The organism is Archangium violaceum Cb vi76, from assembly GCF_000733295.1.
Lineage (GTDB): Bacteria > Myxococcota > Myxococcia > Myxococcales > Myxococcaceae > Archangium > Archangium violaceum.
This window is the reverse complement of record NZ_JPMI01000130.1, coordinates 26239-38766: the sequence shown is the minus strand read 5'-3', so window position 1 is coordinate 38766 and position 12528 is coordinate 26239. Positions and strand designations below refer to the sequence as shown.

The window sequence follows — 12528 nt, the reverse complement described above, 5'->3', positions numbered from 1 at the left end:
TCTCCCGGGGGGAGAGGGGAAATCCTTCCCGGAGTCCTCCACCTCGCGCGTCATCTCCACCATGGTGGGGCGCCAGCCGTGCTTCGCGAAGAGCCGCTGCGCCGCCTCGTTCCTCGAGGCACTCATCAGGAGGATGCGCGGCACGCCCCGTGCCTTCAACTGCCGCACCATCTCCTCCAGCAACAGCCCTCCCACGCCACCGCCCCGCACGGACTCGTCCACCCACACGTCGTGCAGCTCACCGTGCGCATCGAGCAGCGCGTTCCAGTCCCGGCCCTCCACCGTGGCGTAGCTGTAGCCCACCACCGCGCCGTCCCGCTCCGCCACCAGCACCACCGCGCCCTGGCGCTTCAGCTCCCGTGACAGCCACCACCGGTAGCCGGACTCCACGTCCTCCTCGGGCGTCATGAAGCGCCGCGGGTCATACGCATGGTGCAGGCGGACGAGCGCCCCGCCCATGCGTCCCAGCGCGGGGGCGTCCTCGGCACGGGCGGGCCGGAGGGTGATGGCCATGGCTCGGAGCGGGAGCTACGGGCTGCTCGCCGAGGCCACGTTCTCCGGGGCCTTGGGCAGCTTCACGCGGAAGGTGGCGCCCTGTCCCGGCGCGCTGTCCACCTCGATGGCGCCGCCCAGTCCCGACACCACGCCGTAGCAGATGGAGAGCCCCAGGCCCGTCCCCTCTCCCGGCGCCTTGGTGGTGAAGAAGGGATCGAAAATACGGGTCAGGTGCTCCTTGGCGATGCCCACCCCGTTGTCGCGGATCTCCACCATCACCCCGCCGTCCTCCCGCTGACGCGCGATGATGGCCACCCGCGGCTCCGCCGTCGTCTTCAGCGCGTGCCCCGCGTTGTTCAGCAGCCCGAGGAACACCTGCTCCAGGCCCTGCTCGCTGCCCCACACGGGCGGCACGTCCTGGAAGTCGCGCACCACCTGCGTCTTGGGCCCCAGGTTGTAGCTGGCCCCCGACAGCGCGTGATCCAACACCTCGCGCAGGTCCACCCACGTCTGCGGCTGCCCGTCCAGCTTGGAGAAGAGCCGGAAGTCATTCACCAGGCGCAGAATCCGGTCCGCCCCCAGCAGCGCGTCCGAGCACACCTCGCTCAACTCGACCGGGTCCGCCTGCCGGCCGCCCTTGGCCTGGTCATCCAGCTCCGAGCGGATGAAGCCCACGCTGGCCATGATGACGCTCAACGGGTTGTTGATTTCGTGCGCCAGCCCCGCCGACAACCGCCCGAGCGCCTCCAGCCGCTGGGCCTGCACCAGCCGCAGCTCCAGCTTCGCCCGGTCCTCCATCTCCTTGCGCAGCCGCTCATTGGCCACCGACAGCTCGCGCGTCCACTCCTCCACCTCGCGCGTCAGGTCCTCCAGGCGCCGGTGGCTCTGGCGCAGCAGCTCCCACTTCTCCGTGAGCGCGTGCGCCAGCTGCCGCACCTCGATGTTGTCGAAGGGCTTGCGGAGAATCAGCAACCGCTGGCTGATGCCCAGCCGCTGCGTCATCTCCTCCCACGAGTAGTCGGAGTAGGCCGAGCAGAGCACCACCTGCAGGTCCGCGTCCTCCTTCCACAGCCGCTGCACCGTCTCCACGCCGTCGATGCCCGGCGGCATGCGGATGTCCACGAAGGCCAGCGCGTACGGCCGCCCCTCGGCCACCGCCTCCTTCACCTTCGCCAGGCCCTCCTCGCCCTGGTAGGCCGAGTCCACCTCGAAGCCCGTGTCCACCGGCGCCGCCGAGGGCCCGCCGAACAGCGCGGCCTCCATCGCGTCCAGCGCCGTGCTCGCCGGGGCGGCACAGAGAATCTTGCGGAAGTCCTGGTGGATCGCCTGGTTGTCATCCACCACCAGGATGCGGCGGTTGGGTGTGGTGGCGGCCTTCATGCCCTGCTCTCCTCGCCCGAGATGGGCAAATCAATGGTGAACGTAGCACCCTGGCCGCGGCCTTCGCTCGAACAGGAGAGGAACGCGTCCATCTCCGCCGCCGCCAGTGCGCTGATGTGAAGGCCGAACCCGTGTCCGTCCTTCTTGGTGGTGAAACCCTGTGTGAAGAGGCGGGGCGCGTCCTCGGGAGAAATCCCCACCCCATTGTCCTGCACCGCGATGCGCAGCCGCTCGGCCACCATGCGCTCCACGCGGATGGTGAGCTGCTTGTCCGCCCGCCCGCTCTCCACCAGCGCCTGCCGCGCGTTGCTCAGCAGGTTGAGGAGGATCTGCAACAACTTGTGCCGGTCCACCTTCACCAGCGTCCCCTCGGTGTACTCGCGCTTCACCTGGATGCCCAGGCGCTCGAAGGACACCGCCTGCAGGCGCAGCGCATCATCCAGCAGGGCCGTGAGCTCCAGCGGCTCCACCACGCCCGCGAAGCGCGCATGCTCCTGCTGCATGCTCACCACGGACTTGATGTGCTCCACGCTCTTCTGCAACGTGTCCACCTCCTCCAGCAGCTCCTCGCGCTCGCCGGTGAGCTGGGACGCGAGCGCCTGCAGGTAGGAGGGCAGCTGCCGGCCCCGGCCATCCGCCGTGAGGAAGGCCGCCAGGTCCGCCCCGTGCGAGGCCATCAAATCCGTGGCCTTCTTCAGGCCGGGCAGCCGCGACTGGTGCAGCCGCTCGGCCAGCAGGTTGACGGACACGTTGACGCTGTTGAGCGCGTTGCCCACGTTGTGCAACACGCCGGTGGCCATCTCCGCCATGCCCGCCTGGCGCGACACGTCCAGCAGGCTGCGGTGCATCTCGCCCAGCCGGGCCTCGGCCTCCTTGCGGTCCGTGATGTCGCGGCCGAACACCGTCATTCCCACCACCCGCGTGCCCGTCACGTCGAACACCGGGTTGAGCGAGATGTCCAGCACGCGCGGCCGCTTGAGCTTGGAGGGCGAGGCCTCGAAGCGCACCCGCTTGCCGGCCATCACCTGCGCGGCGCACTGCTGCCAGCGCACGCGCAGCCGCTCCGGCGCACGCTCCGGGAAGAGGAAGTCCCCCGGCGCCAGCTCCGTGCCGATGAGCTCCCGGTACATCTCCCCCAGCGCCGGGTTGGCCGCGATGAGCCGCCCGTCCGCGTCCACCGAGCACACGATGTCCTCGGTGTTCTCCAGCAGGCTCGTCAGCTTGCCCTCGTTCTCGCGCAACGAGCGCAGCGCCCGCACCATCGCCAGGTTGGCCTGGTCCCTCGCGGCCAGGATGAGCCAGCTCAGCCCCCAGGCGCCCAGCATGAAGAGCGCGGCGCACCAGGCGCGGATCCACAGGCCCGCCTGCACCCCGTGCCACAGCGGCAGCACCGCCCCCACGCCCACCGCGCCCACCACCGCGAAGAGGAATCCCGGCCGGGGCCCCAGCAGGTAGACGGACAGCATGGGGATGAGCATGCAGATGGCATGCGTGCCCACGTGTGGATCCGGCATGCGCAGCCCGGCGGCCAGGAAGCCTCCCGTCAGCATCGCGCACAGCAGCAACCCGGGAAGCCGCGAGGACGCGCCCCGGCGCAGCAGCAGCAGCGAGGCCAGGAAGCCCGCCATGCACACCCCGCCCACCGCCCCCATGGCCACGGGGAAGGCCAACCTCGGCACGTAGAGCAGGAAGACCAGGCAGCAGAACAACAGCACCGCGTTGGCGCCCACCAGCACCCGGCTGCGGCCGAGCTCCTCGGCGGGCCCGCGGCGCAACGACTCGGAAAGGAAGACGTCCAGCGCCCCCAGCAGCCGGGCCGTCATTCCCGCACGCGCGAGGCCCTGCCCCGACGGCTCCAGCCCTCCAACTCCCTGCGCTCGCGCGACCCTGGTGGACATGCTCGACATGAACGGGCGGCTCTCCCGCGCCCTGGCGGCGCGAGTATGCCTGAAACCCGGCGAGCACCGCAGGAGTGCCGTAATCCCCGGCAGACGGGAAGTATCCGCTCGCCGAGTCCCCTGCTACCCACGTGGGTAGACTTCGCCTCACACCCCAGGCCGTCTACTCCTCCCACTCCACGTGAAGCCGCGCGCCCGCCCCCTCGCGCGCCAGCACCCGCACCCGCGCCCGCTGGCCTCCCGCCAGGCCCAGGCACGCCTCCAGAATCCCCTGGTAGTAGGCGGGCTGGCCCATCACCTCGTTGATCCACACCTCGCACGAGGTGGGCGACAGCTCCGTCAGGCGGGACTCCACGTAGTTGTCCGCGCTGCGCAGCGTGTTGTTCAACCGGCGCAGCGAGCGCAGCGGCCCGAGCAGCCGGGCCACTCCCACCATGGCGCGGCCCAGCACCGTGTGCACCATGCCGTTCACCACCTCCTGCCCCAGCCGCCGCCAGCCCTCCTCGCGCGGCAACAGCGGGTAGAGGTCCACCACGGTGAGCTCCAGGGCCCGCCTCCACGTGTCATAGGTGTAGGCGGGCAGCAGCGGCTTGGACAAGTCGATGCCCACCGCCTTCAGGCCATTCCACGCCTGCGAGGACAGGCGCGAGCGCAGTGAGAAGCGGAAGAGCCCATCGACCGTGTGCTCGAACACCAACCGCCGCCGCGCCGCCGCCGGACGTTCCGCCCCCAGCTCCCGCGACCCCTCGAGCCCCTGCATGCCCCACGCTCCCGTGACAATCACACGGGAAAATTGGGGACGCGTTCTCTCTTCTCCCAGTCCGGCGGCGATCAGAAGGGCAAGACGATGATGAATGGTGAACGCCTCGCGACGGCCGGGACGCCAGGGATTGTTCAATGGGAGACAGCCCTCCCAGCGGGAAATCCGAGGCGCCCGGCCGCGCCCTGTCCAGGCCGCCAGCCCCGGGGCCCACGGGGGGTGCCTACCCTGTGGGGAAAGGAGCCCACCATGGAAACCTCCGGCTGCCGCCACCTCGACTCCATCCGCGACGTCCGACCGAGCACCACCGCCGGGTGCGAGGACTGTCTGCGCTTCGGCGGGAGCTGGGTGCACCTGCGGCTGTGCATGGAGTGCGGCCACGTGGGCTGCTGCGACTCCTCGCCCAACCGCCATGCGACGAGGCACTACCACGCCACGTCGCACCCCATCATCCGCTCGCTCGAGCCCGGGGAGGACTGGGGCTGGTGCTACGACGACGAGGTGATGCTCGAGGCCGATGAGCTGCGCCCCGCCTCCCACCCCGGCCAGGGAGTTCCCGCGCCGTAGGCCAGGCCCTCCGAAGAAGGTCCGTGCTGGGGAGGGAGCCCTCCGGGCCCAGTCTCGCCAAACTTGTCCAACAGTCGGACAAGTTCGTGAAGAGCGCGCCCGGGAGGCGGGCTGAACTGGAAGTACGTCTTCGATGTCCTTCTTCCAGAGGGCCACGTGCTCGATGCGCATGGGGCCAGTCTACTGGGAGCGGCTACCGCGAGCCCTTCAGGAGTCCTTCTTCAGGATTCCCTCGATGACCGTGCCCTTCGCCTCCGAGTAGTCCCCGCTCCCGGAGGGCGAGGGATACTTGGGCACGGTGGGGCTCCTGGCTGTGATTGGGCTCTGGACGTGATTGGACGTGATAACAGGCGCCATGCTCACGCCCGACTCCGAGTTGGAACTCCTCCCCTCGCATGTCATCGCCGCTCGCCGCGGCATCGCTCCGTATCTCCGCCATACTCCCCTGGAGCCCAACACCTCCCTCTCGAAGCTCGCCGGCGCCCCCGTGCTGCTCAAGCTCGAGAACCTCCAGGTCACCGGCAGCTTCAAGCCCCGTGGCTCCCTTCACAAGGTGCTCTCCGTCCGCGCCTCGCGCCCCGATGCCGAGTTCATCGCCCCCACCGCTGGCGGACATGGCATCGGACTCGCCTACGCCGCCGCCACCCTCGGCGCCAAGGCCCATATCTACCTGCCCCGCTCCGCCGATCCCGACAAGCTCCGCATGATCCAGGAGTACGGTGCCCACCTCGAGTACTTCGACAGCGTCCCCCTCGCCCGCGAGGCCGCTCGCCGCGTCGCCGCCGAGCGGGGCTATACCTTCCTCTCCGCCTACAACGACCGCCACATGATGGAGGGTGGTGGCACCGTCGCCCTCGAAATCCTCGAGGACTGTCCCCAGGTGGAGACTGTCCTCGTCGGCGTGGGCGGTGGCGGGCTCCTCGCGGGCATGAGCGTCGTGCTCAAGGCCGCCAACCCGCGCATCCGGCTCATCGGCGTCCAGCCGGAGACGTCCGCCGTCCTCGCCCAGTGGCACCGCGAGGGCCAACCCGTGGACGTCCCGGACGTGCGCCCCTCCATCGCCGAGGGCATCGGCGCCCACGTGGAGAAGGAGCTCCTCCCCTGGCCCTATCTGAAGCGCAACGTGGATGAGTTCGTGCTCGTCTCCGACGACGAGCTGCGCGAGGCCATGCGCTGGTGTGTCTCGGATACCAAGTACATCCTCGAGCCCTCCGCCGCAGCGGGACTCGCCGCCCTGCGCAAGCTGCTTCCTCGGGCACTCGGGCCCACCGTGGCCGTGCTCACCGGCCGCAATGTCTCCTGGCGCCGCTTCGAGGAGCTGGTCCGCGGGTAACGCGCACATGACATCCTCGGGCTTCCGGCCAGGGAGGTCTACGTGACGAGCTGCTCACCGCACTGGAAAGCTCCCCGCCGGTTCTCAGCCCCGGTGCCGCTCCGCCACGCGGTAGAGGCAAGTGAGGGAGCAGTCCAGCAGCGACTGTCGCGAGCGCATGTAGTTGCGGGCCCGGACGAAGGGAAGCCAGACGCGGTTGCCCACCAGCACCTGGGCCTCCTCGAGCTTCTGGCGCGGAATCCACCGGCCGCCCAGGTTGCGCACCAGCACCTCACCCAGGTAGGCGCCAATGGCGGGCACCGCGTGCTCGTCGATGGCTTCCCGCAGGCGGCTCGTGGGGAATTCCTCGCTCCAGAAGTAGAAGTCGGCATCCGTGAGCGACTCGGGCGTGGCCTCGAAAACGGAGGGCACCTGCGAGTGCAGTAGCGCCACGAGGTGCTCGGCCAGGTCGCTGTAGGACTCGAGCGAGTGCTCCGGGTTGTCCACGTCTGGAGGCAGGGCGGAGTCGGCGGGGCGCCACTCCTCGGGCTCGGGGGGTTGCCACGCGTTGAGCTCGGCGATCCTGCGCTGACGCTCGTGACTGGCGGCGCGGTCCACCACACGCGAGAGGAGCGAGGCCAGGTCCGGGTGGAAGCGGGGCTCCACGGGGGCGAGCATGGCACTGCGCTCATGCAGGGAGCGCAGAAGGGTGTCGAAGTCGAGGTCCGGCCGGAGGTGGGCGTGGGCCCGGGCCTGCGCGAGCCGTGCCTCCTTGCTGGCGAAATCCGCCACGGTGGGCCACGTCACCAGGAGGATGGAACCGTTGGGGAGCTCCTCCACCCGGTGGGCCGGCGTGGACAGCATGCGCTCGCGGCCAACCGTTTCCACCAGCTTGGGGCCGAAGACGTTGAGCCAGAACACCTCGTAGACTTTGTCGAAGCCGTCTCTGCGTCGAGTCTCATCGTCGCGGCCAAAGTTGGGAGAGCCCGCCAACTCCACGTCATCCAGGCTGTGGGCCTTCGCATACGTCACGGGATGATGGGAAGCCCAGGCGCGTACCATCTCCACGAAGCGGTGACAGCGCTCCGCCTCCGCGAAGAAGGAGAGGGGTTTCACCACAATCACGATGTTCAGCCCAGGCGGAAGTGTCCGTGAGCTGAGACCAAGAGCCATGTCCAGCACGGGCCACTGCGTCCGATAAAGCCCACAATGCGTATATCTTTCGCTGCCCCGCTCTTCCAATGCCTTCCAGACGGCAGCGCGGGCGTACTTGCGTTGCCGCTTGCCTTTGACGACGTCTGGCATCCACCCATCGGAGTACTCCTCGAGAGCCTGAAGAAAGGGCGCCAACTCGCGCTCCAATGCCACCTGTAGACTGAAGGCACCGTCGAGGGTTAGCACGAAGCTGTCCTCCACCTTCAAATCGTGCTCGCTCAGCACCTTCATTGAAAGAACACCTCCACGCCCAGAACCGCATTCTTGGTTTCGTCCACGGCACGCTCCAACAAGTCCACGGCCTTGGGCTTGAGTGCGCCCCCTTCATAGATGAGGCGGACCCTCGAAACCTGCACCTCGCCAGCCGGGCCGAAAAGACGTTGGAGGGAGTCGCGGCGGATGTCCAGCCTCTCTCCGTACTTCCGCAGAGCCTCGCTCGCATCCTCCAGCATCTGCGCTACCAAGGCCTCGTACTTCATCCCCGAGAGGTCGCGGCTCTTGAAGCTGAACGTCTCCACGCGCCGTGGCCGCCCGCCGGGTGCGCCCTCTTCGATGACGAGCACGTCCGCGAAGCGCAGGCCGGTGCCCGGCTTCCCCACGCCCACCTGCGTTTCAACGCGCGGCCTGTCGAAGTCCCCGAGGAAGCGGCGCTCGGCCCGGGGCTTCCGCGCGTCCTCTCGCAGCAACCTCACCATGTCGCGCTCGAAGTCCAGCCCCCGGGCAAACCACCCTCGCAACTGCTCGTAGCCCTCCCATTTCAGGGGGCCCTTGCTGGCCTTGCCCTGCTCCACTTCTCCGAGGCGCTCGTTGTAGTACTCCACGTACTCGCGCCAGCGCGGGTTGCCCCGGGCCCCGGGCGGCGGGGCTTCGAGAACGGGGCGGTGTTGCTCCAGCACCCTCACGTCCCTGGACAGGCGCGGGCCCGTGGCCTCGAGCTCCGCCACCGCCAGCTTCGCCTCCACCACCGGGAGCGTGTGTCCCACCCCCTCATCCACCAACGAGGCCAGGGTGCCCTGTCGCTCCGCGGCACCGGCCTTGGTGGCGGAGGGACGTGCGGCCTCGTCCGAGGCCCCAGGCCTGGCCCTGGACATGAGCGGCCGGGCCCTGGCCACACTCCCCCCGGCCTCGTGCAGCGCCAGCGCGGCGTCCGCCCCGCCCACCGCGACGAAGCGGCCCGCCTCCCGGCTGGCCCGTATGTCGCGCAGCACCTGCCGCAGCCCCTCCGGACCCAGCAGCCCTTGAAGCTGCCGCGCCGTCTCGCTCAGGGCCCGCAGCCGCGCTTCCGCAGCGGCCACCCCGGTACGCAGGCGCAGGCGCACCCCCGCGGCGCCTTCCCCCCTGGCGAGGTAGTGCACGCCCTTGCCTCCCGCGACGAGGGCCAACACCAACGCTGGCGCCACCTCGCGCGTGCCCTGCTCCCACTCGCCCCGCCACAGCAACCGCATGCCATGCAGGGAGGTGGTGACAAAGTGGTAGCCCCCCAGCGGCACTCCAAAGGTGAGGTGGTCAAACGCACTCAGCGCCAGGGTGTCCGCCGAGGCGTGCTCCACCAATTCCCTCCGGGCCCTGGCGAGGGCCTCCTGGTACTCCGGCGGCAGCTGGCCGCGTATGGGGAAGAAGGCGAGCTCACGCCCTCCATCACTCACCAGGGTGCTGGAGAGCACGTCCTCGCCGGCTCGGAGGAAGCCTCGGCCCACGTCCGCGAATTCAGAGTCCCTGTCCGCACGGGCCGTGGGTTTCAGCCCCCGCTTCTCCAACGCCACCTGGAAGGCGGGCAGCAGCGCGAGGGTCTCCTCCAGCCGCTTGTCCCGGGCCAGCAGGAAGAGAATCTCCCGCAAGTCATTGTCATAGGCCGAGTCGGCGATGAAGACGGCGAGCACCTGTGCGTTGAGGCGCCCATAGGCCTCGGGGGCCTTCACGAGGAGGGCGGTGCGCTTGTCGTTGAACAGGTGGGCAACGTCCTCGCGTGGTGGGCCCAGGGCACCCAGGCGCACCGCGCCCCAGTCGTCCAGGGCCTCCAGCAGGCGGGGCATGTCCACGCGCTGCTGCAGGGCGAGCACTTCCCCGGGCGAGGTGCAGGTGAGGAAGGGCGCCAGCAACTCCTCAGGGCTGGAGGAGAAGTCGGGCCAGCCCGCGGGCACGGCCTGCCCTCCGCATGAGGGCGGCTCCTCGGGGACAGGCCCCGTGCTGGCCGCCTCGGACGCGGACGCCTCACCCGCGCTCGCCAAAGCAGCGCCTGGGACCAGCCCGCGGGCGCCGCGGCGGCGGTGCGGCCGCTGCTGCCCGCCCGCCTCCGTGGAAGCAAGCGGGGAAGGAGCCTCGAGTTCGGGCGTACTGCCCCCCGCCTCTCTCGACATGGACAGGGCGCGGGGGCCCTCAGCGGCGCTGCCGCCCTGTCTCGGCGCCAGCGTGACGCAACCGGTGAAGAGCAGGATGGCCCCCAGCAGCACCCGCGGTGCGGAAATCATTGGCGCCTCCAACGGCAGGCACCCATGCCGACAGAAATCCTATCAGCGCTGGAGAGACGAGACAGAGCGGGCAGAGCTCTCCTTGTAGATGAGTGCGGATGATGAGGTGGGCGACCTGAAGCCTTCCCGGTCGCCCCCCAGCAGCAGGCGTGCACGACTTTCGACCTCGTTGCTTGCTTCAGTGACGGCTCGCGTGCCTGGCGTGCGCAATCCTCAGCCTTTTGGGTGAGGGTGCTACGGCTCCGGCTGCACCTGCGGCTCCGGCCTCTGCTGCTGCGCCCTCCGGTACTCCTCGTATCCCTTCGACCACGTGCCCCCGAACACCTTGTCCAGGTACGCGAAGAACCCCGCGTAGTTGCCAAAGAACCTCCGGTGGTGGAAGTCGTGGTACGCCGGCCCCTTGTAGAACGGAATCAGCAGCGCCGGATTCCATGGCACGTCGTACCCCGAGTGCCCATCCGCCGCCTCCAGCTGCCGGAACACGATCCACGCCCACAGCGTCACCACGTGCGCCCCCACCAGCGAGGGCCCCACCAACACCAGCGTCGACGTCAGCATGAACTCGACGGCATGCATGTAATTGCCCGTGAGCGCATACGGCGTGGTGATGCGGTGGTGCACCGAGTGCACGTGCTTGTAGAGCCACCGCGTGTGCAGCGCCCGGTGCATCCAGTAGTAGAGGAAGTCGTCCAGCACGATGAAGAAGACGAGCTGCCCCACCATCACGTACCAGGCCGGCAGCTCGCCCGCGTGGATGCCAGACAGGCGGAACACCGGCCACGCCACCAGCACTCCCAGGAAGGACACCAGGTTGTTGATGGCGAACCGTTGCAACGACGGCGCGAACCACCGCTTCACCGGGAGCTCCCTCCCCTGGACCCGGTACTTCTTCAGCGACTCCGGGTTCTTGTACGCCACCCACGTCCAGGGCAGCGCGAACACCAGGAACGCGCCGATGCTCAACAGCGTGGAGCAGATGGCGATGAGGAAGAACCGCTCCTCCTGGTACATCGCCAAGATGCCGTCGAGACTCGTGATGGAGCCGTTCATGACCGTCCTCCCGCGGTGATGCGCACGGGAAGCGGGTCCGCCGGCGCTGCCGTGAAGCCTCCCTGTCAAGGAGCAGCTTAGCGGGTACGCGGCGCAGCGGCGAGTAGGGGGCTCAGAGGTACTTGCCGAACAGCACCGTCACCCGCTCCGACAGCCGCTTGAACAGGCCCCTCCTCCTCCACGAGTCCCAGCGGATCTCCACCGAGTGCTTCATGTCCTCCTCGAAGTCCCGCGCCATCTGCGCCGCCAGGCCCTCGTCATCCACCACCAGTGAGCCCTCCTCGGCACTGAGCGCCAACGGGTCCAGGTTCGTCGAGCCCACCATCGACAGCCGGTCATCCACCAGCACCGCCTTGGAGTGCATCATCGACACCTCGTACTCCCAGATGCGCACCCCGTTCTCCAACAGCCGCGCATAGGTGGCGCGCTGGCCCTCGTGCACCGGAGGGATGTCGTGGTGCCGCCCCGGCGTCAGCACCCGCACGTCCACCCCCGCCTTCGCCTTCGCGATGAGCATGTCCTGGATGGGCCCCGTCGGAATGAAGTACGAGTTGGAAATCCACAGCCGCTTCTTCGCCGAGGCGATCGCCAGCAACGTCATCCGCTCGGCGTTGGTCAGCACCGGCGCTCCCGTGTGCGTCACGAAGCCCGCTCGCGCCACGCCCGGGGTGGGCATCGGCTCCGGGAAGGCCTCGGCCGGCAGCATCCCGCCCCCCGCCTCCTGCCAGTTCTGCGCGAACGCCAGTTGGACGCCTCGCACCGCCGGGCCCCGCACCCAGATGTTCGCGTCGCGCCACTCGTCCGGCTTGCGCCCCTCGCCTATCCAGCTCTTCCAGATGCCAAAGCCCCCCGTCATCGCGGAGACGCCGTCACGCACCATCAGCTTGCGGTGCAGCCGCGACTGGAAGCGCTTCAGGTTCAGCGTGGAGATGGTGCCCTGCAGCGGGCGGAACACGCGCACCTCGCACCCGGCCGCCACCAGCTCCGGCCCCACGTTGTCCTCGAAGCGGATGCTGCCCAAGGGGTCCACCAGCACGCGGCAGGCCACGCCCGGGTGGCGCTCGCGCAGCGCCTGGATGATGCGATCCGACGGGTACCCCGGACGCCAGATGTAGAGCAGGATGTGGATGCTGGAGCGCGCGGCGTGAATCTCCTCCACCAGCCGGTCGAACACGTGGCCGTTGTGGACGAGCTCCACCTGATTGCCCGGCTCCAGCTCCACGCCCACCGTCTGGTACCAGGCGAGCGACATGCCCTCCGGCGTCTCCGGCACGGTGTCGCGGATGCGCAGGGCGAGGCGGTGATTCGGCAGGGGACAGCCCGCGAGCACCAGCGCGAGCAGTAGCAGTGTCCAGGGTGTCTTCTTCACGCGCGCAAGCTAGT

At 69.1% G+C, this 12528-nt stretch carries 10 protein-coding genes; 2 read left to right on the top strand and 8 right to left on the bottom strand.

Translation table 11 applies throughout. The features are described from left to right. The 4 genes from Q664_RS19510 to Q664_RS19495 form a co-directional block, all read right to left on the bottom strand. On the bottom strand, positions 1–513 hold a 513-nt coding region (locus Q664_RS19510; protein ID WP_063934722.1), incomplete at its 3' end, for a GNAT family N-acetyltransferase. Positions 514–528: 15 nt separating this feature from the next. After that, a complete protein-coding gene (locus Q664_RS19505; RefSeq protein WP_043397547.1) occupies positions 529–1875 on the bottom strand; it encodes a hybrid sensor histidine kinase/response regulator in 1347 nt (448 codons plus the stop codon). Further along, positions 1872–3782 carry an ATP-binding protein gene (locus Q664_RS52365; protein WP_235216781.1) on the bottom strand — a complete coding sequence of 637 codons (1911 nt, stop codon included), beginning with the start codon at positions 3780–3782 and terminating at the stop codon, positions 1872–1874. The genes Q664_RS19505 and Q664_RS52365 overlap by 4 nt, the downstream gene beginning before the upstream one ends. A 154-nt stretch (positions 3783–3936) precedes the next feature. After that, complete coding sequence (locus Q664_RS19495; protein ID WP_052518383.1) at positions 3937–4533, bottom strand: DUF2378 family protein; 597 nt, start codon at positions 4531–4533, stop codon at positions 3937–3939. 249 nt (positions 4534–4782) lie between these two features. On the opposite strand from Q664_RS19495, the gene Q664_RS19490 reads away from it, so the two are divergent. Both Q664_RS19490 and Q664_RS19485 read left to right on the top strand, forming a co-directional pair. After that, on the top strand, positions 4783–5100 hold the full coding sequence (locus Q664_RS19490; protein WP_043397544.1) for a UBP-type zinc finger domain-containing protein: 318 nt from the start codon (positions 4783–4785) through the stop codon (positions 5098–5100). Between the two features lie 355 nt (positions 5101–5455). Beyond that, entirely contained in the window at positions 5456–6433 is a 978-nt protein-coding gene (locus Q664_RS19485) for a threonine ammonia-lyase (RefSeq protein WP_052518382.1), read from the top strand. An 84-nt stretch (positions 6434–6517) separates the two neighbouring features. Here Q664_RS19485 and Q664_RS19480 read toward each other — a convergent pair whose 3' ends face one another. The 4 genes from Q664_RS19480 to Q664_RS19465 all read right to left on the bottom strand — a co-directional run bounded on the left by Q664_RS19480 (position 6518) and on the right by Q664_RS19465 (position 12514). Next, a complete protein-coding gene (locus Q664_RS19480) occupies positions 6518–7858 on the bottom strand; it encodes a hypothetical protein (protein ID WP_043397542.1) in 1341 nt (446 codons plus the stop codon). Then, positions 7855–10095, bottom strand: coding sequence for a hypothetical protein (locus Q664_RS19475; protein WP_075207468.1), 2241 nt, complete (start codon positions 10093–10095; stop codon positions 7855–7857). Before Q664_RS19475 ends, Q664_RS19480 begins: the two co-directional genes overlap by 4 nt. Before the next feature lie 234 nt (positions 10096–10329). Further along, a complete protein-coding gene (locus Q664_RS19470; RefSeq protein ID WP_043397538.1) occupies positions 10330–11145 on the bottom strand; it encodes a sterol desaturase family protein in 816 nt (271 codons plus the stop codon). 112 nt (positions 11146–11257) lie between these two features. Beyond that, positions 11258–12514: a phospholipase D-like domain-containing protein gene (locus Q664_RS19465; RefSeq protein ID WP_043397535.1), complete on the bottom strand. Its 1257-nt coding sequence runs from the start codon at positions 12512–12514 to the stop codon at positions 11258–11260. Positions 12515–12528 lie beyond the last annotated feature (14 nt).